The sequence below is a fragment of the Halomonas kalidii genome, from assembly GCF_030010475.1.
GTDB lineage: Bacteria > Pseudomonadota > Gammaproteobacteria > Pseudomonadales > Halomonadaceae > Halomonas > Halomonas heilongjiangensis.
The window spans coordinates 568,614-586,532 of sequence record NZ_JASCQN010000051.1; the positions used below are offsets into that span (position 1 = coordinate 568,614).

At 68.7% G+C, this 17,919-nt stretch carries 17 protein-coding genes; 7 read left to right on the plus strand and 10 right to left on the minus strand.

Annotation, left to right across the window (positions count from 1 at the left end):
* Positions 1-84: 84 nt before the first annotated feature.
* From QLQ85_RS19210 to QLQ85_RS19220, 3 genes are all read left to right on the plus strand, one after another.
* Complete coding sequence (locus tag QLQ85_RS19210) at positions 85-1,068, plus strand: LacI family DNA-binding transcriptional regulator (RefSeq protein ID WP_282740463.1); 984 nt, start codon at positions 85-87, stop codon at positions 1,066-1,068.
* Between the two features lie 209 nt (positions 1,069-1,277).
* Entirely contained in the window at positions 1,278-2,057 is a 780-nt protein-coding gene (locus QLQ85_RS19215; RefSeq protein ID WP_282721215.1) for a ThuA domain-containing protein, read from the plus strand.
* Positions 2,057-3,133, plus strand: a complete 1,077-nt coding sequence (locus tag QLQ85_RS19220) for a Gfo/Idh/MocA family protein (RefSeq protein ID WP_282740464.1) — start codon at positions 2,057-2,059, stop codon at positions 3,131-3,133. The genes QLQ85_RS19215 and QLQ85_RS19220 overlap by 1 nt, the downstream gene beginning before the upstream one ends.
* On the opposite strand, the gene QLQ85_RS19225 is transcribed toward QLQ85_RS19220, so the two are convergent.
* Positions 3,096-3,509: a hypothetical protein gene (locus QLQ85_RS19225; protein WP_282740465.1), complete on the minus strand. Its 414-nt coding sequence runs from the start codon at positions 3,507-3,509 to the stop codon at positions 3,096-3,098. The genes QLQ85_RS19220 and QLQ85_RS19225 overlap by 38 nt on opposite strands.
* Before the next feature lies 1 nt (position 3,510).
* Positions 3,511-4,359, minus strand: a complete 849-nt coding sequence (locus tag QLQ85_RS19230; RefSeq protein ID WP_282740466.1) for a J domain-containing protein — start codon at positions 4,357-4,359, stop codon at positions 3,511-3,513.
* A 165-nt stretch (positions 4,360-4,524) separates the two neighbouring features.
* Between QLQ85_RS19230 and QLQ85_RS19235 the strand changes: the two genes are divergently transcribed.
* On the plus strand, positions 4,525-6,009 hold the full coding sequence (locus QLQ85_RS19235) for a hypothetical protein (protein ID WP_282740467.1): 1,485 nt from the start codon (positions 4,525-4,527) through the stop codon (positions 6,007-6,009).
* A 106-nt stretch (positions 6,010-6,115) separates the two neighbouring features.
* Here the strand turns inward: QLQ85_RS19235 and cdd are convergent, their stop codons facing one another.
* From cdd to QLQ85_RS19265, 6 genes are all read right to left on the minus strand, one after another.
* Positions 6,116-6,553, minus strand: a complete 438-nt coding sequence (gene cdd / locus QLQ85_RS19240; RefSeq protein ID WP_282740468.1) for a cytidine deaminase — start codon at positions 6,551-6,553, stop codon at positions 6,116-6,118.
* Positions 6,550-7,287, minus strand: a complete 738-nt coding sequence (deoD, locus tag QLQ85_RS19245) for a purine-nucleoside phosphorylase (protein ID WP_282740469.1) — start codon at positions 7,285-7,287, stop codon at positions 6,550-6,552. The genes cdd and deoD overlap by 4 nt, the downstream gene beginning before the upstream one ends.
* Positions 7,287-8,540: a phosphopentomutase gene (locus QLQ85_RS19250; RefSeq protein WP_282740470.1), complete on the minus strand. Its 1,254-nt coding sequence runs from the start codon at positions 8,538-8,540 to the stop codon at positions 7,287-7,289. The genes deoD and QLQ85_RS19250 overlap by 1 nt, the downstream gene beginning before the upstream one ends.
* Positions 8,537-9,877 (minus strand): thymidine phosphorylase, encoded by a 1,341-nt coding sequence (gene deoA, locus QLQ85_RS19255; protein ID WP_282740471.1) that lies wholly within the window; start codon positions 9,875-9,877, stop codon positions 8,537-8,539. The genes QLQ85_RS19250 and deoA overlap by 4 nt, the downstream gene beginning before the upstream one ends.
* Entirely contained in the window at positions 9,877-10,653 is a 777-nt protein-coding gene (gene deoC / locus QLQ85_RS19260; RefSeq protein ID WP_282740472.1) for a deoxyribose-phosphate aldolase, read from the minus strand. Before deoC ends, deoA begins: the two co-directional genes overlap by 1 nt.
* A gap of 99 nt (positions 10,654-10,752) precedes the next feature.
* Positions 10,753-12,027 carry a NupC/NupG family nucleoside CNT transporter gene (locus QLQ85_RS19265; RefSeq protein WP_282740473.1) on the minus strand — a complete coding sequence of 425 codons (1,275 nt, stop codon included), beginning with the start codon at positions 12,025-12,027 and terminating at the stop codon, positions 10,753-10,755.
* A gap of 205 nt (positions 12,028-12,232) precedes the next feature.
* On the opposite strand from QLQ85_RS19265, the gene QLQ85_RS19270 reads away from it, so the two are divergent.
* Both QLQ85_RS19270 and QLQ85_RS19275 read left to right on the plus strand, forming a co-directional pair.
* A complete protein-coding gene (locus QLQ85_RS19270) occupies positions 12,233-13,006 on the plus strand; it encodes a DeoR/GlpR family DNA-binding transcription regulator (RefSeq protein WP_282740474.1) in 774 nt (257 codons plus the stop codon).
* 147 nt (positions 13,007-13,153) lie between these two features.
* A complete protein-coding gene (locus tag QLQ85_RS19275) occupies positions 13,154-13,840 on the plus strand; it encodes a CBS domain-containing protein (RefSeq protein ID WP_282740475.1) in 687 nt (228 codons plus the stop codon).
* Between the two features lie 79 nt (positions 13,841-13,919).
* Here the strand turns inward: QLQ85_RS19275 and QLQ85_RS19280 are convergent, their stop codons facing one another.
* The gene (locus QLQ85_RS19280) at positions 13,920-15,056 is read right to left on the minus strand and encodes an aminotransferase class V-fold PLP-dependent enzyme (protein WP_282740476.1); all 1,137 of its coding nucleotides are present in this window, start codon (positions 15,054-15,056) and stop codon (positions 13,920-13,922) included.
* Between the two features lie 93 nt (positions 15,057-15,149).
* A complete protein-coding gene (locus QLQ85_RS19285) occupies positions 15,150-15,971 on the minus strand; it encodes an IclR family transcriptional regulator (protein ID WP_282740477.1) in 822 nt (273 codons plus the stop codon).
* A 179-nt stretch (positions 15,972-16,150) separates the two neighbouring features.
* Between QLQ85_RS19285 and xsc the strand changes: the two genes are divergently transcribed.
* The coding region (gene xsc, locus QLQ85_RS19290) for a sulfoacetaldehyde acetyltransferase (protein WP_282737744.1) at positions 16,151-17,919 on the plus strand (1,769 nt) is incomplete at its 3' end.

Genomic DNA, 17,919 nt, shown 5'->3' on the forward strand with positions numbered 1-17,919 from the left:
GTCCCGGCGACTTTGGGCACAATCGGGCCCGGGTTTCACGAGATATCGGCGGATCGCACTCCGTCACAGCGGCGGAGCGGGGCGATGAGCAGAGACGAGACAGCGGCGGAACGCCCGACCAAGGGCGCCACCATTCGCGAGATCGCCAAGGCGGCGGGGGTCTCCATCGCCTCGGTGAGCCGGGCGCTGAACGGCAAGCCCGGCATCAGTGAGGCGCTGCGCGCGCATATCCTGCAGATCAGCCGCGACATCCACTACCGGCCCAGCGCCGCCGCCCGGGCGCTGATCGGTGGCAAGAGCGCGGTGGTCGGCATCTCCCTGGGGCGCCAGGACATCGAGCTACGCCCCTACTACATCCTGCTCTACCAGCACCTGACCCTGGCCTTGTATCACCAGGGCATGGTGCCGATCTTCTTCGCCTGCGACCAGACGCCGACCCTGCCCGAGCGGGCGGGATCGGCCATCCTGCTGGGCGACTTCCCGGGAGACGAGCGCCCCGAGTTCCTCGCCGCGCAGCGCATTCCCTTCGTGCGCATCGGTCCACCCGGCGACGGCTTCTCGGTGGCCCCGGACGACCGTCACGGCATCTATCTGGCGACCCGGCACCTGATCGAGCAGGGACGCCGGCACATCGCCTATGTCGGCGATGGACTCGGTGACGACCGGCACCGCCTGCAGGGGTACCGGCAGGCGCTCGAAGAGGCCGGGCTGCCCGAATGCCTCGTCGGCGTGCCGTTCAGCTACGATCCCGCCCTGACCGCCTATCGCCATCTCGGCCGTTTCCTGGAGGAGGCGCCGCCGCCGCTCGATGGCCTGGTCTGCGAGAACGACGAATTCGCCCGCGGCTGCCTGACGGCGCTCGAGGATCGGGAGATCCGGGTGCCCGAGGAGGTCGCGGTGACCGGCTTCGACGACCTGCCGACCCTGGCCGCAGAGCTGACCACGGTGCGCCAGGACATCGGTCGCATCGCCGCCGAGGCCGTGGGGCTGCTGGGCGAGGCCATCGCCGGTGCCAGGCCCCGGCACATCGACTTGCCGGTGACGCTGATTCGCCGCCGGACCGGCTGATCCACACCCGTCGGTCGCGGCTCTCGCCCTGTTGTCTGCGTTCGCCCCCGCATGCCGTTCCTCGCGCTCTCCTGATGGTATCGATATGCGACGAAAGTCGTTTGAGTAAACGTTTACTCTCGCATGGTAAACGTTTACTTTGTTCCTGCCTGCACTGATCAAACCATCCACACATCGCCCCGAGGGGCAGCCCTGACAGGAGAAACACGATGACGCTCAAGGTCACCGTCTGGGGGGAGAACGTGCACGAACAGACCAATGAGGTGGTCGCTCGGCTCTACCCCGATGGCATGCATCGCTGCATCAGCGATGCGTTGAACGAGGACGCCGGGATCGAGGCCCGCGCGGTCACCCTCCAGGAGCCCGAGCATGGCCTCACCGAGGAGGTGCTGGAGAACACCGACGTGCTGCTGTGGTGGGGCCACGCCGCCCATGGCGAGGTGCGCGACGAGATCGTCGACCGGGTCCAGGCGCGAGTGCTGCAGGGCATGGGCCTGCTGGTGCTGCACTCCGGCCACTACGCGAAGATCTTCAAGCGCCTGATGGGCACCACCTGCTCGCTGAAGTGGCGCGAGGCGGGCGAGCGCGAGCGGCTGTGGGTGGTCAATCCCGGCCATCCCATCGTCCAGGGGCTCGGTGACTACATCGAGCTGCCCCACACCGAGATGTACGGCGAACCCTTCGCGGTGCCCAACCCCGACGAGGTGATCTTCATCAGCGCCTACGAGGGCGGCGAGGTGTTTCGCTCGGGGCTCACCTACAAGCGCGGCAACGGCAAGATCTTCTACTTCAGCCCCGGCCATGAGACCTACCCGATCTACTACGACGACCAGGTACGCCTGGTGCTGAGAAATGCCGTGAAGTGGGCGCGCCCCGAGGGCACGCGCTGGATCGACAGCTGCCCGAACGTGCCGCCGGAACAGGCCCCGAACCCGGTGGAGGTGAAGGGAGAGAGCCTGCACAAGCCCGGTGAGGAGGGATTCCGCTAATGATCAAGCTCGCGATCATCGGCGCCGGCAGCATGGCCGGCGAACACGCCAGGCACTTCGCGGCGCTCGACGGCGTCGAGGTCGTGGCGGTGTGCGATCTCGACGCCGACAGGGCGCGTGCCTTCGCCGCGGAGCACGGCATCGCCGAGGCCTATGCCGACCTCGCGGCGATGCTCGCACGCGACGACATCCAGGCGGTGAGCAACGTCACCCCGGACGGGGTGCACAAGGCCACCTCGCTGGCCGCCATCGCCGCCGGCAAGCACATCCTCTGCGAGAAGCCGCTGGCGACCAACGAGGCGGACGCCCGGGAGATGGCCGAGGCGGCCCGCGAGGCCGGGGTGATCAACATGATCAACCTCAGCTACCGCGATGCCCCGGCGATCCAGCACGCCCGGCAGCTGATCGCCTCCGGGGCGATCGGGCGGGTGATGCATGTCGACGCCAGCTACCTGCAGAGCTGGCTGGTCAGTACCGCCTGGGGCCAGTGGGACCGTGACAGCCAGTGGTTGTGGCGGCTCTCCGAGGGCCACGGCAGCAAGGGCGTGCTGGGCGACGTGGGGGTGCATATCCTCGATTTCGCCAGCTTCCCGGTGGGCGACATCGCCGCCGTCAACTGCCGGCTCAAGTGCTTCGACAAGGCGCCGGACAACCGCATCGGCGACTATGTGCTCGACGCCAACGACAGCGCCCTGATGCGCGTCGAGTTCGCCGGTGGCGCGCTGGGTACCATCCAGGCCACGCGCTGGGCCACCGGGCACCTCAACTCGTTGAAGCTCTCCGTCTATGGCGACAAGGGGGCGGTCAGCGTGGTGCTCGACGACGCCCGGGACCGGGTGCTGACCTGCTTCGGCGACGACGTGCACGAGGCGCGCTGGACATCGGTGGAGGCACCGCCGACGCCGAATATCTATCGACGCTTCGTCGACGGTATTCGCAGTGGAGTCAACGACCAGCCCGACTTCGCCCGGGGGGCGGAACTGCAGGCGGTGCTCGATGCCTGCTTCCGGGCCGATGCGCTGGATCGCAGCGTGGCGCTCAACCCAGCCAGCGACACAGTGCGACACCCAGCATGATGCCCAGCGCCAGCAGCCCGGCCGCGAACCAGGGGCCACGCAGGCGGTGCCAGCGGTTGTGCAGCAGGGCGGCACGGGTCAGGCGTTGCATCAGCTCGTCGTGGCGGGAGCCGTGGGTATCCGGCGGCAACGAGAAATCGTCGGCGGGGCCATCGCGCCAGTAGGGGGCATGGGCGAGGCCGAGGCGGGCGCGCAGGCGACCGATGTCCGACAGGGTGACGTGCAGGGCATCGTACTCCTCGCGCCGGGAGTCGACCTCGAGCACCGTGCGGGCATCCGCCTTGAGGGCGGTGTGCTCGCAGCGCTCGATGGCACGGGTGACCTCGGCCTCGCCGGCCCCGGGGTCGAGACCCAGCCGCTGGTAGAGATCGCGCATCTCAGCTCACCTGCATCAGGTAGTCGTAGGCACGGCGGATCCGCTGGAAGCGTTGGGAGGCGCTGGCCATCACCGCCTCGCCATCGTTGAAGAAGCGGTCGGGATGGTGGGTCTGGGCCAGGCGGCGGTAGGCCCGGCGGATCTCGCCGCGGCTGGCGCCGGGCTCGAGGCCGAGTACCGCCAGGGCCCGGCGGGTGCGATCGCCGGGCGCAGCCCCCTGGTGCGCGCCCTGTTCACGCTGGCGATGCTGCTCCTGGCGGTATCGTCCCTGCCGGGACTGCCCCTGCTCACCGCTATGCCGCTCGTGCTCGGAACGATGCCGGGAGTCGTGTTGGCTGTCCTGCTGCTGCGACGCCTGCTCCCGCTGACGGCGGTGATGCTCCTTGGCCTGCCAGTAGCCGCTGCGGCTGGGGTCGTCCGGGGCGGCGAAGGCCTTGCCGGTCACCGCCGCATATAGCGGGGCGAACTCGCCGGGGGTGACGCCGAGCAGGTCGGCGAGAAAGCGCAACACATGCTGGTTGGCCATCGACGGCTTGCCGTCCTCGCCTGCCAGGACGATGGCCAGGTGCAGGAAGGGGGCGGCCTGGTCCCCCTGCACCTCCTTCTGCAGCACCTCGGCGGCCAGCTGGATGGCGCCCAGGTCCTGGGTGGCGGCGATCTCGAGGATCGGCGCCAGCGCGTGGCCGTGGCGAAAGCCGCCGGTCAGCTCGGCCAGGCGCGAGCGTTCCGGTTCGCCGATCGGGCCGCGGTTCGCCAGCACCCAGGCGAGCAGCAGCAGCGCCGCGGTATCGGCCTGGTGGCGGCTCTTGAGCAGCAGCAGCTCGAAGGGCGAGAAGCGGGCAATGGTCATTCCCTGGCTCCGGGAGTTCGGTGTTGTTCTTGGCAGATCAAGGGGGTAGGCCATGGTCGCCTCGCTGCGGAGCGTTGGCAAGTCCGCCGCCTCACGCAGTACCATCGGAGGTCATGGCATGACCCCGACTTCGCGGGGTGGCCCCGGGCCAGGAGCAGCGGCGAAGTGATCACCGTCGAGCGCAAGGACAGCTTTCACCTCAAGATCTCCCGCGTGCTGCAGGAGGAGACCTCCCACAAGCTGGACCTCTTCCTGTTCGTACCCGGCGAGCTGGGGCTCAACACCCATGTGATCTCCGAGGATGCCTTCTATCATGGCGCCATCCACGTCAAGCGTACCTACTACAGCGATCGCCATCACCTGCCGCTGGTGATGAGCCGCCTGGCCGACCGCGGCAAGCTCGACCCCAACCAGTACCGCCTCGGCCTGAGCCTCTACGCCTACCAGTACGTGGTGGCGCTGGAGCGCTCCACCCAGGCGCTGCTCGATACCGCTCGCGAGGCGCGCCGGGCGGAGAAACGGGGCGAGGAGGCGAGTGCCCAGCGACGCGGCGGCCGGGCCAGGGAGGCTGCCGACGGCGGCGAGGTGGAGGAGGATAACCGCCGGGAGGGCAGTCCCGCCGAGCCGCTGCACGAGCGCCTGGAGGAACTCTGCGAGCTCACCCAGGGGATCCTGCGACGCTTGCGCCGACAGAAGCCCGGCGACGAGAGCCTGCATCGCTACTACACCAACATCGACAACTACCTCTCCTGGCTCACCGAGCAGAGCCTGCTGGCGCTGGTCGCCCACCTGCCCCGGGGCAGTGGCTACCGGGAGATCCGCGAGCGGTTGCTGGCGATCTGTCGGGCCGAGAGCGAGCATCGCGAGTCCTGCGAGTACAACTCCGAGCGGGTCACCCGCGACCCGACGCGCATGTCCAACAAGATGCGCCTGCTGCGCCGCCTGATCGAGTACCCGGTGACCCTCAAGCAGCACCATCAGGAGCTCGGCGGCGGCGAGGAGAAGGCGGTCAAGGGGCTCGCCACGGCGGTGGTGATGGTCTTCGTCTCCCTCGGGCTGCTCCAGGCAAGGGATGCCCTCGGCGACATCACGGTGCTGCTGGTGCTGGCGATGGCGGTGCTCTATGCCCTGCGCGAGGTGTTCAAGGACGACCTGCGCGTCACCCTGTGGCGGCTTCTGCGCAAGGGGCGTCCCAAGTGGCGCCGCCAGTACCTGGACCCCTCGAGCAACGCGCCGGTGGGGCGTGAGCTCGAGTGGTTCGACTACAAGCGCTTCACCCGGCTCGACGCCGACGTCAAGCGGGTGCGCAAGCGCAACGTGGCCCAGCGCGAGGAGGTGGTGCTGCACTACCGTGCCAGTTCGCGGATGTCGCCGACCCGCTTTCTCAGCGGTTACGACCGCACCCGCGAGACCCTGAGCCTCGATCTGTCGCTGCTCACCCGGCTGATGGACAAGGGCTCGCACCACGTCTATCGGCTCAAGGAGGGCCGGGTGTCCCGGGAGGCGGTGGAGAAGCGCCACCTGATCAACCTGGTGATCCGCGAGGTGGAGGGCGAAGGGGAGCCGATGCTGCAGCGCTGGAAGATCGTCATGAGCCGGTCGAAGATCGTCGATGTCGAGCTGGTGCACGAGGAGGGAGGCACCGCATGACATCGCTGCTGGAGCCCCTGCCCGCGCCGCTGCAGTGGGTAGCCGAGCCGCTCGGCACCACGCCGGAGATCGGGCGCCGCGCCGGCGCTTCGGCGAGTGAGGTGCGTCAGGGTGTCAGCAGGTTCTCCGGTGCGAGGTTCTCCGGGCCGAAGGCATCGGGCAGCAGCTCGTCCATGCGGTAGCGCCTGAGCAGCCGTCCCCCGGCGTCGACCACATGGATGCGGGTGTCATCGTCGGCGAATTCACGGATGCGCTGGCGGCAGTCGCCGCAGGGCGCGCAGAGGTGCGCGCCGGGGCCGATCACGTAGACCGCGCGCAGGTGTCGCTCGCCGGCGCTGACCATGGCGGCGATGGCCGAGGCCTCGGCGCACAGGCCCTTGTAGTGGGCTACCTCCACGTTGGCGCCGGCGTAGCGGGTGCCGCTGTCGCTCTCCACCAGTGCGCCCACCGGATGCTGCGAGTAGGGGGCGTAGGCGCGCTCGCGCACCGCGATCAGCTCGGCCACGATCGCCGGGTCGAGGGTCTGCCCGGTGGCGTCGCTCATTGGTCGCCTCCTGAGCGCTCCCGGTCGTCGCGCAGCACGCTCTCCAGGGCGATCTCCATCATTTCGTCGAAGGTGGTCTGGCGCTCTTGGCTGCCGAGCGATTCGCCCTTGAGGATATGGTCCGACACGGTGCAGATGGTCGCGGCGCGGGCGCCGAACTCGGCGGCGACACCGTAGAGGCCGGCGGCCTCCATCTCCACGCCGACGATGCCGTAGCGCTTCAACAGCTCGAAGATCTCGCCCCGGGGGGTGTAGAACAGGTCCGCCGAGAACAGGTTGCCGACCTTCACCGCCACGCCCAGGGCCCGGGCGGCGTCCACCGCGTGGCGGCTCAGCTCGAAGTCGGCGATGGCGGCGAAGTCGTGGCCCAGCAAGCGAGTGCGGTTGACCCCCGAGTCGGTACAGGCGCCGAGGCCAATCACCACGTCGCGCACCGCCACGTCGTCGCGCACGGCGCCGCAGGAGCCGACCCGGATCAGCCGCTCGACACCGTAATCGGTGATCAGCTCCTTGGCATAGATGGAGGCAGAGGGGATGCCCATGCCGTGGCCCATCACCGAGATATCGCGGCCCTGGTAACGGCCGGTGTAGCCGAACATGTTGCGGACGTCGGTGACCAGGCGTGGCGCGTCGAGGAAGGTCTCGGCGATGTACTTCGCCCGCAGCGGGTCGCCAGGCATCAGCACGGTGTCGGCGAAGTCGCCGCGTTCGGCGTTGATATGGGGGGTCGCCATCAGTGGCCTCCTGTGGATGCGGTGCCAGTCGAAGTGGGGAGAAAGCTCTCGCCGTCGGCCATGGGTGGCAGGCCGAAGTGGCTGGCCAGGCTCTGGCCGATGTCGGCGAAGGTCGCGCGGCCGCCCAGCGAGCCGGCGGCGAGCCCCGCGCCCAGCGCCAGCACCGGCACATGCTCCCGGGTATGGTCGGTGCCGAACCAGGTGGGATCGCAGCCGTGGTCGGCGGTCAGGATCAGCAGGTCGTCGTCGCTCAGGCGCCCGAGCAGGTCGGGCAGCCGGGCGTCGAAGTGCTCGAGCGCCGTGGCGTAGCCGGCCACGTCGCGGCGATGGCCGTGGACCATGTCGAAGTCGACGAAGTTGGTCATGATCAGCGAGCGGGGGCCGGCCTCGGCCAGCGCTGCGAGGGTGGCATCGAACAAGGCATCGTGACCGTTGGCCTTGACCGTGCGCGAGATGCCGCAGTGGGCGTAGATGTCGGCGATCTTGCCGATGGCGATCACCTCGCCGCCATCGTCATGGAGTCTCTGCAGCACGGTGGGCGACGGCGGCTCGACGCTGTAGTCGCGGCGATTGGCGGTGCGGGCGAAGTCGGCCGCGCGCTCGCCGGTGAAGGGGCGCGCGATCACCCGGCCGATGTTGTAGGGCTCGAGCAGCTCCCGTGCGATCTCGCAGACCCGGTAGAGGCGCTCCAGGCCGAAGGCTTCCTCGTGGGCGGCGATCTGGAACACCGAGTCGGCCGAGGTATAGACGATGGGCTTGCCGCTGGCGACGTGCGCCTCGCCGAGCCGGGCGATGATCTCGGTGCCCGAGGCGTGGCAGTCGCCGAGCACGCCGGGCAGCCCGGCCTCGTGGACCAGCGCCTCGAGCAGCGCCGGCGGAAAGCTCGCCTCCTTCTCCAGGAAGTAGCCCCAGGCGAAGCGCACCGGCACCCCGGCGATCTCCCAGTGGCCGGAGGGGGTGTCCTTGCCCGACGAGACCTCCCGGGCGTAGCCGTAGGCGCCGGCGACCCCGGCGGGAGGCTCGACTCCCGCGGCCCAGGCGCCGGTGCTCTCGGCGTGGGCGTGGAACAGCCCCAGCCGGGCCAGGTTGGGCAGCGTCAAGGGGCCGTGACGGCCGGCCGCGTCGGCGTTGCCGCGGGCGCAGGCCTCGGCGATATGGCCCAGGGTGTCGGCGCCGGCGTCGCCGAAGTCGGCGGCGTCCGGGGCGCTACCGATGCCGAAGGAGTCGAGCACGAGCACGATGGCACGGGTCATGGAGCCTCCCGACGAATCACGTCCTGGATCAGTGTAGGTGGTGAGGCGTGCCCTTCGCCCACGGCGATGGCGGCGAGCAGCCGCCGGGCGGCGCGCTCGGCGGCGTCCTCGCTGCGGGCGTGGACCATTGCCAGCGGGTGTTCGGCATCCACCGGGTCACCGATGGCGGCGATCCTGGTGAGGCCGACCGAGTGGTCGATGGCATCGCCGGGCTGGCGGCGACCGCCGCCGAGTTCCACTACCGCCAGGCCCAGGGCGCGGGTATCCATGTGCTGCACCCGGCCCGGGCGTGCGGCGAAGACGGCGCGTGTCACCGGCGCCGTGGCCAGGTAGCGGTCCCGCCGCTCGAGCAGGTCGCTGGGCCCGCCCAGGCCCGCCACCATGCGCGCGAAGCGCTCGGTGGCGGCCCCCGAGGCGAGGGTCGTGTCGAGCCGGCGGCGTGCTTCCTCGACGGAGTCGGCCAGCCGGCCGGCCACCAGCAGCTCGGCGGCCAGGGCGCGGGTGACCTCGAGCAGCCGGCCGTCGCGTTTCTCGCCGGTCAGCAGGGCGAGCGCCTCGCGCATCTCGATGGCGTTGCCGGCACAGGGGGCCAGCGGCTGGCTCATGTCGGTGAGCAGGGCGGTGGTCGGCGTGCCGGCCTTGCTCGCCACCTCGGCGATCGTTTCGGCGAGCTTCCGGGATTTCTCCGGCGTGGGCATAAAGGCGCCGCTGCCGACCTTGACGTCCATCACCAGGGCGTCGAGGCCGCAGGCGAGCTTCTTGCCGAGAATCGACGACACGATCAGCGGCAGCGACTCCACCGTGGCGGTGACGTCGCGCACGCCGTAGAGGCGCCGGTCGGCGGGGGCGAGGTCGGCGGTCTGGCCGATGATGGCTACGCCCGCCTCGCGGATCAGCTCGCGGAAGCGGGCGCGGTCGGGGGCGATGTCGTAGCCGGGAATCGACTCGAGCTTGTCCAGGGTGCCGCCGGTATGGCCCAGGCCGCGGCCGGAGACCATCGGCACGCAGCCGCCGCAGGCGGCGATCCAGGGCCCCAGCACCAGCGAGACCAGGTCGCCGACCCCGCCGGTGGAGTGCTTGTCGAGCACCGGGCCGGGCAGGTCGAGCCCGGTCCAGTCGAGCACCTCGCCGGAGTCGCGGATCGCCTCGGTCAGGACCACGGTCTCGTCCGCCTCCATGCCGTTGAGGAACACCGCCATGGCCAGGGCGCCGACCTGGGCGTCGCCCAGGCTGCCGTCCTTGATCCCGGCCACCAGCGCCCGGATCGATTCGGCATCGAGCGCCTGACCGTCGCGCTTGGCGCGGATCAGCTCCTGGGGCAGTGCTTGAGCGCGCATCAGTAGTCTCCCGACGGCGCCGTGCCGCCCTCCTCGATACCCAGTGTCGCCAGCAGGCTGTCGAGCAGGCCCGAGGCGCCGAAGCGGAAATGCGCCGGGGTGACCCAGTCGGCTCCCATCAACCGTTCGGCGAGGGCCAGATAGGCCTGGGCGTCTTCCACGGTGCGCACGCCGCCGGCGGCCTTGAAGCCGATGTCCCGCCCACTATCCCGGATGACGGTGAGCAGGAGCTCGGCCGCCTCCAGGGTGGCGTTGATCGCCACCTTGCCGGTGGAGGTCTTGAGGAAGTCGGCCCCCCCGGCGATGGCCAGCTCGGCGGCGCGGCGGATCAGGGCGGGATCCTTGAGCTCGCCGGTCTCCAGGATCACCTTGAGGGTGGCCTCGCCGCAGGCCTGGTGGCAGCAGGCGACCAGCTCGCGGCCCACGTCCTCGTCGCCCGCCATCAGCGCACGGTAGGGGAAGACCACGTCCACCTCGTCGGCGCCGGCGGCCACGGCCTCGCGGGTTGCCCGGGTGGCGGCCATCACGTCGTCCCCACCGTGGGGGAAGTTGGTGACCGTGGCCACCTTGACGCTGCCCTCCAGCCCGTGGGCCTTGAGGGCGCGGCGTGCGGAGGTCACGAAGGCGGGGTAGACGCACACCGCCGCCGGGGTGCCGGCCGGCGTCTTGACGCGCCGACACAGCGACTCGATGCGCTCGTCGGTGTCGTCGTCGTTGAGGCTGGTGAGGTCCATCAGCGCCAGGGCCTGGCGTGCGGTCTGTTGCAGATCGGTCATGCGGTCACCGTTGAAGCAGTGTGAGTGGCGTGCGTCTGGGGGGAGCGGCGGGTCTGTCGCTCTCCGTGCGTTACCCCGTTCGACAATAGGGTTTCGGCCTCATCCCATGGCCCCCAGGGCCAGGAAGAAGCCGGCGAGGGTAGCCGACATCAGATTGGAGAGGGTGCCGGCCAGCACCGCCTTGAGGCCGAAGCGGGCGATGTCGTGGCGGCGGCTGGGGGCGATGCTGCCCAGGCCGCCGAGCAGGATGGCGATGGAGGACAGGTTGGCGAAGCCGCACAGGGCGAAGGAGAGGATCGCCATGGTATGGGGCGTCATCGCCTGGCCGGTGGCGGCGACGAGCTGGTCGCCGTCGAGGTAGGGGGCCAGGTTGATATAGGCCACGAATTCGTTGACCACCAGCTTCTGGCCGATGAAGGAGCCGGCCAGGGTCGCCTCCTCCCAGGGCACGCCGAGCAGGAAGGCCAGCGGCGCGAACAGCCAGCCCAGTATCAGCTCCAGGCTCAGCGACTCCATGCCGACCCAGCCGCCGATGCCGCCGAGGATGCCGTTGATCAGGGCGATCAGGCCGATGAAGGCGATCAGCATGGCGCCGACGTTGGCGGCGAGCATCAGGCCGGAGGAGGCCCCGGCGGCGGCGGCGTCGAGCACGTTGGTGGGGTGGTCCTCCTCCTCCTCGAGGCGCGCCTCGGCCGCGGAGATGCTGTCCTCGGGCGCCTGGGTCTCGGGCATGATCAGCTTGGCGAACAGCAGCCCGCCGGGGGCGGCCATGAAGGAGGCCGCCACCAGGTACTCCATGGGGATGCCGAGTGCCGCATAGCCGGCCAGCACCGAGCCGGCCACCGAGGCCAGGCCGCCGCACATCACCGCGAACAGCTGCGAGGGGGTCATGCGGGCGATGAAGGGACGCACTACCAGCGGCGCCTCGGTCTGGCCGACGAAGATGTTGGCGGTGGCCGAGAGCGATTCGGTGCGCGAGGTGCCCAGTGCCTTCTGCAGCGCACCGCCGAGGAGGCGGATCACCCACTGCATGATGCCCAGGTAGTAGAGCACGGCGGTCAGCGAGGAGAAGAAGACGATCACCGGCAGGACCTTGATGGCGAACACGAAGCCGACGTTTTCCACGTCGGCCAGGCCGCCGAACAGGAAGTCGATGCCGTCGTTGGCGTAGGCGACCACCTGGCTGACCGCCGCGGAGACGGTGGCGAGCACCGCCTGGCCGGCGGGCACATAGAGCACGAAGGCGCCGATGCCGGCCTGGATGGCGAAGGCGCCACCCACGGTACGCAGGCGGATCGACTTGCGGTCGGTCGAGAAGAGCAGGGCGATGACGATCAGCGTCGCCATCCCGACCAGGCTCATGATGAGGGTCATGGGGCACCTGTTGTCGTTGGTTTCACCCGAAGGGGGTGGGGTTGGGTGTAAAGTGAAAAATATAACAGATAATGTTATTTTTCTAACAAACTTTTGAGTGGCTCGCCCGAAGGGGCGAGGAGCGGCGAGCGCGATGGCAATTCTTCCGGCACTCGATCAGCATGGAGACCCGCGGCGATCGCCGTGATACAGACGAGGAGGCCCGATGAACGGCCGCAGTGCCATGCGACTGGCGCGCCTGCAGGAGGCGCTGGCCGGAGGCGGGACCATGCGACTCGCCGAGGCGGCGAGACTCTGTGGCGTCTCGGAGATGACCATTCGACGCGACGTGGCGGCGAGCGACGGGGCCATCACCCTCTTCGGCGGGCGCCTGGTGATGGCCGATCATCCACGCTTCGCCCCGGTCTACGACCTCGACGAGCAGAAGGTCAGCCACTACCCGGCCAAGTGCCGACTCTGCGAACGGGCCGCCGCCTTCATCGAGGAGGGCGACACCCTGTTCATCGATTGCGGCACCACCCTGATGCCGCTGGTCGAGTCCCTGACGGCCCACCGCGAGCTCACCGTGGTGACCTACGCCCTCAATGTGGCCAATGCGGTGAGCATGCTGCCCGGGGTGCGCCTGGTGCTGCTCGGCGGGCTCTACCACGGCTCGTCACAGTCGTTCGGTGGCGACCGCCTCGCCGAGGCGATCCGCCGTCTCGGCATCAACCGCGCCTTCCTCTCGGCGGCGGGTGTTCACGAGCAGAAGGGAGTGAGCTGCTTCCATTTCCATGAGGTGGCCCCCAAGCAGGCCGCCATCGCCACCGCCGGGCAGCGCCTGCTGGTGGCCGACGAGAGCAAGCTCGGCATGATCCGTCCTGCCCGTTTCGCCGGGATTGATGACTTCGACGTGGTGATCACCGACGGGGAGGCGGGGCGCCGGTTGCAGCAGGCTCGCCAGGCGGCCGGAGGTGGGCCGGAGGTCCTGCTCGCCTGACGGCGGCGTACCGACCCTGTCCCGGATCAAGGCGAGGGCGCCCGGCCGTTGCTATCCTGCACAATAGGCAACGGTGTCAGACGGTCGTTGCCGGCGACTGGGTCGATCGGTCGATGACACAGCATCCCGTTTCCAGGAGACAACGACATGCAAGCTGCCGACGTCATGACCACCAATGTGATCAGCGTGACCGCGGATGCCGAGGTGCGCGAGATCGCCAGCCTCCTGCTCGAGCACGGCATCAGTGCCGTTCCGGTGATCGATGCCGACCAGCGAGTGCTGGGTATCGTCAGCGAGGGCGACCTGATGCGTCGAGTCGAGAACGATATCGAGCACAAGTCGTGGTGGCTGAAGCTGATATCCGGTTCCAGTGCCGGTGAGTACGTCAAGTCTCATGGCCGCAGGGCCGGCGAGATCATGACCCCGAAGCCGGTCACCATCGGCGAGGACGAGCCACTGCACCGCATCGCCAGCCTGCTCGAGAAACACCGGATCAAGCGGGTGCCGGTGGTCCGTGACGGCAAGCTCGTGGGGATCGTCAGCCGCTCCAATCTGCTGCGCGGGTTTTCGGTCACGGCACCGGACACGGGCCTGGATGTCAGCGCCGACGACCGGGAGATCCGTGATGCCATTCTCAAGGAGGTCGACGAGAATACCGGCGTGCTGGTCGATCGCATCAACGTGATCGTCGCGGAAGGCAATGTGCAGCTATGGGGCCTGGTGGAGAACCAGGAGGAGAAGCTGGCTGTCCAGGTCGCCGCCGAGAACACCAGCGGTGTCAAGGCGGTGGAGAACAACCTGGGCTTCGTGCCCCGGGGCATGTCGAGCTTCTGAGGCGCCACCGAACACCTTCGCCAACGCCAGCGGGGTGGCCATTCGGCCACCCCGCTGGCGTTGATGACACGCGGTATCCTCAGTCCTGGCGGGCTTGCGCCTGTCGCAGGGCGTTCTCGAGGTTGGCCAGGCTGCGTTCGCGCTGGTGCAGCTTGTCCAGGCCGAACAGGCCGATGCGGAAGGTCTGGAAGTCGTCGCCCTCGTCGCACATCAGCGGGACACCGGTCGCGACCTGAACGCCGGCCTCGGCGAAGCGATCGACGATCCCGGGGTCGTCGGTGTAGCTGACCACCACGCCGGGGGCTTCGAACCCCGGCGCGGCGACGCTCGCGAGGCCATGCTCGGCGAGCATGGCGCGCACGCCCTGGCCCAGTGCCAGTTGTTCCTCTCGCAGCGTTTCCAGGCCATAGGCCTCGATCTCGGCCATCACGTCGCGCAGTCTGGCCAGGCCGTCGGTGGGCAGGGTGGCATGGTAGGCATGGCCGCCCCCCTCATAGGTTTCCATGATCGACAGCCACTTCTTCAGGTCGCAGGCGAAGCTGGTACTGGCCGTGGAGTCGATGCTCTCCCGGGCCAGGTGCGACAGCATCACCATGCCGCAGCAGGGCGAGCCGCTCCAGCCCTTCTGGGGGGCGCTGACCAGCACGTCGACGCCGAGATCCTGCATGTCGACCCAGAGGGTGCCGGAGGCGATGCAGTCGAGCACGAAGAGGCCGCCCTCCTCGTGGATGGCATCGGCAATTCGGCGCAGATAGTCGTCGGGCAGCAGGATACCGGACGAGGTCTCGACATGGGCGCCGAACACCACGTCGGGTTGCTCGGCGTGTATCGACTCGATCACGTCCTCGATGGACGGCGGGGCGAAGGGAGAGGTCGGGTCGTTCTCGTCGAGCCGGCGCGCCTTGAGGACATCGGCATCCGCGGGGATACGGCCCATCTCGAGGATCTGGCTCCAGCGATAGCTGAACCAGCCGTTGCGAATCACCAGGCATCGGCGATCGGTGGCGAACTGGCGGGCCACGGCCTCCATGGCGAAGGTGCCGCTGCCCGGAACGATCACGGCACTATGCGCATGGTAGACACGTTTCAGGGTGGCGGAGATATCGCGCATCACGCCCTGGAAGCGGGCCGACATATGGTTCAGGGAGCGGTCGGTGTAGACCACCGAGTATTCCAGCAGTCCATCGGGGTCGACATCGGGTAGCAAGCCGGCCATTTCGTTCTCCGTATTGATTCCAGGCCTTCGTGAGCGAAGGGACTTTCATGCCCGAGCATATTCCGATTCGCTAACGGGGACCAGCCGCCGTGCCTATTCCGAGCTGGCCAGGGAATCTCCCTGCGGCATGGCGTCCTGGTCGATGGCGGCAATGGCCTTGGCGGCACGCTGCAGTGCCGGCAGGCATTGCAGGGCCTTGTCGCGTGTCATGCGCATGATGGGGGCCTGAATGGCGATGCCCAGGTTCGACCTACCTCCCCGAAGGTCGGGGGCCAGTACGGCAATGCAGATCAGGCCAGGCAGGAACTCCTCGTCGTCGAAGGCAAAGCCGTTCTGGCGAACGGTCTCTATCTCGGCGTCGAGGGCGTCGATATCGGTCAGGGTGTTGCGAGTGAACGCCTTGAGCGGGATCTGTCCCAGCAGGCGTCGGCGCTGCGCCGGGGCCATCTGGGCCAGGAACAACTTGCCGCTGGCCGAGCAGTGCACGGGAACTCGGGAGCCCGGGTGCAGGTAGAAGCGCAGGGCGGCCGACGTCTCGACACGATCGAGATAGAGGACCTCCCCGCCCGAGAGGGCCGTGATATTGCAGCTTTCGCCGACCTCGTCGACCAACTGGCTCAGCACCGCATGCCGGGCGCCGTGCACGGTGTCGTTGAGCAGCAGGTTCTCGGCCAGCCGACGCAGCCGGCTGCCCTTGCTGTAGTGGCGGCTGTCGGCTTCGCGCTGGAGCATGCCGGACGTCTCGAGCTGCTGCAGCATGCGATGCAGGGTCGGCTTCGGCAGGCCGGTCTCCTCGACCAGGCTCTGCAGGGTGAAGAACTGATCCTTTTCGGCGATGACTTCCAGCAGCGCCAGCAGGCGCTGTGCGGGGGTGTCGCCTTCAAGCTTGGTGATCTCGGGTTTGCTACTGGTCATGGCGCTGTCTCCCTTTGCTGTCAAGGTAAGGTGTTCTTGAAAAGAAATCAATTTGTACCGTTTTATGAGATTTGTCGTTGACGAGCAGCCGATTGATGGTTAGATTCTGATCAGGTTTCGTTATTCGGAACTTTTTGTACCACAAAAACATCAATCGGCGGCGCGCCGAGGAGGACCCGATGAGCACCCCAGAGAGCCAAGACACCCGCAGCGTCGTGCAGGGCAAGCAGACCATGACCCCCTCGGAGGCCTTCGTCGAGACCCTGGTCGCCAACGGCGTGACCGACATGTTCGGCATCATGGGCTCGGCGTTCATGGACGCCATGGACATCTTCGCCCCGGCCGGCATCCGGCTGATCCCGGTGGTCCACGAGCAGGGCGCCGCCCACATGGCCGACGGCTATGCGCGGGTCTCGGGCCGCCACGGCACGGTGATCGGCCAGAACGGCCCGGGCATCTCCAACTGCGTGACCGGCATCGCCGCGGCCTACTGGGCGCACAGCCCGGTGGTCATCGTCACCCCCGAGGCGGGCACCACCGGCATCGGCCTGGGCGGCTTCCAGGAGTGCCACCAGCTGCCGATGTTCCAGGAGTTCACCAAGTACCAGGGCCACGTCACCCACCCGGCGCGCATGGCCGAGTACACCGGCCGCTGCTTCGACCGGGCGATGGCCGAGATGGGCCCGACCCAGCTCAATATCCCGCGCGACTACTTCTACGGCGAGATCGAGTGCGAGATCCCCCAGCCCTCGCGAGTCGACCGTGGCCCGGGCGGTACCAAAACCCTCAACGAGGCCGCCGAGCTGCTGGCCAAGGCCGAGTTCCCGGTGATCGTCTCCGGCGGTGGGGTGGTGATGGCCGACGGCGTCGAGGCCTGCCAGGCGCTGGCCGAGCGGCTGGGGGCGCCGGTGGTCAACAGCTACCAGCACAACGACTCCTTCCCGGCCAGCCACCCGCTGTGGTGCGGGCCGCTGGGCTACCAGGGCTCCAAGGCGGGCATGAAGCTGATTGCCCGGGCCGACGTGGTGGTGGCGCTGGGCACCCGGCTGGGGCCGTTCGGTACCCTGCCGCAGCACGGCCTGGACTACTGGCCGCAGGACGCCAAGATCATCCAGATCGACGCCGACCACAAGATGCTGGGGCTGGTGAAGAAGATCGCGGTGGGCATCTGCGGCGACGCCAGGGAAGCCGCCGAGGCGCTCACCGAGCGCCTGGCCGGCCGTACGCTGGCCTGCGATGCCAGCAAGGCCCAGCGTGCCGAGCGGATCGCCAGCGAGAAGGCGGCCTGGGAGCGCGAGCTCGACGAGTGGACCCACGAGACCGACCCGTTCAGCCTTGACGCCATCGACGAGGCCGAGGGCGAGACGCCGTTCTCCGGCGGTGAGTACCTGCATCCGCGTCAGGTGCTGCGCGAGCTGGAGAAGGCGATGCCCGAGGACGTGATGGTCTCCACCGACATCGGCAACATCAACGCCGTGGCGCACAGCTACCTGCGCTTCGACAAGCCGCGCAGCTTCTTTGCGCCGATGAGCTTCGGCAACTGCGGCTATGCGCTGCCGACCATCATCGGCGCCAAGGTGGCGGCGCCGCACCGGCCGGCGATCGCCTACGCCGGCGACGGTGCCTGGGGCATGAGCCTGATGGAGACCATGACCGCGGTGCGCCACGAGATCCCGGTGACCGCGGTGGTGTTCCACAACCGCCAGTGGGGGGCGGAGAAGAAGAACCAGGTGGAGTTCTACAACCGGCGCTTCGTGGCCGGCGAGCTGGACAACCAGAGCTTCGCCGCGATCGGCCGGGCGATGGGTGCCGAGGGCATCACCGTGGACCGGCTCGAGGACGTGGGGCCGGCGCTGCGGAAGGCCATCGACCTGCAGATGACCGAGGGCAAGACCTGCATCCTCGAGATCATGTGCACTCGCGAGCTGGGCGACCCGTTCCGCCGCGA

Coding starts and splice junctions, on each gene's coding strand:
- QLQ85_RS19270 (WP_282740474.1), top strand. CDS start 12,233: ATGAACGGCCGCAGTGCCATGCGACTGGCGCGCCTGCAGGAGGCGCTG.
- deoC (WP_282740472.1), bottom strand. CDS start 10,653: ATGACCGATCTGCAACAGACCGCACGCCAGGCCCTGGCGCTGATGGAC.
- cdd (WP_282740468.1), bottom strand. CDS start 6,553: ATGAGCGACGCCACCGGGCAGACCCTCGACCCGGCGATCGTGGCCGAG.
- QLQ85_RS19280 (WP_282740476.1), bottom strand. CDS start 15,056: ATGGCCGGCTTGCTACCCGATGTCGACCCCGATGGACTGCTGGAATAC.
- deoA (WP_282740471.1), bottom strand. CDS start 9,877: ATGCGCGCTCAAGCACTGCCCCAGGAGCTGATCCGCGCCAAGCGCGAC.
- QLQ85_RS19210 (WP_282740463.1), top strand. CDS start 85: ATGAGCAGAGACGAGACAGCGGCGGAACGCCCGACCAAGGGCGCCACC.
- QLQ85_RS19225 (WP_282740465.1), bottom strand. CDS start 3,509: ATGCGCGATCTCTACCAGCGGCTGGGTCTCGACCCCGGGGCCGGCGAG.
- QLQ85_RS19275 (WP_282740475.1), top strand. CDS start 13,154: ATGCAAGCTGCCGACGTCATGACCACCAATGTGATCAGCGTGACCGCG.
- QLQ85_RS19250 (WP_282740470.1), bottom strand. CDS start 8,540: ATGACCCGTGCCATCGTGCTCGTGCTCGACTCCTTCGGCATCGGTAGC.
- deoD (WP_282740469.1), bottom strand. CDS start 7,287: ATGGCGACCCCCCATATCAACGCCGAACGCGGCGACTTCGCCGACACC.
- QLQ85_RS19220 (WP_282740464.1), top strand. CDS start 2,057: ATGATCAAGCTCGCGATCATCGGCGCCGGCAGCATGGCCGGCGAACAC.
- QLQ85_RS19285 (WP_282740477.1), bottom strand. CDS start 15,971: ATGACCAGTAGCAAACCCGAGATCACCAAGCTTGAAGGCGACACCCCC.
- QLQ85_RS19230 (WP_282740466.1), bottom strand. CDS start 4,359: ATGACCATTGCCCGCTTCTCGCCCTTCGAGCTGCTGCTGCTCAAGAGC.
- QLQ85_RS19265 (WP_282740473.1), bottom strand. CDS start 12,027: ATGACCCTCATCATGAGCCTGGTCGGGATGGCGACGCTGATCGTCATC.
- QLQ85_RS19215 (WP_282721215.1), top strand. CDS start 1,278: ATGACGCTCAAGGTCACCGTCTGGGGGGAGAACGTGCACGAACAGACC.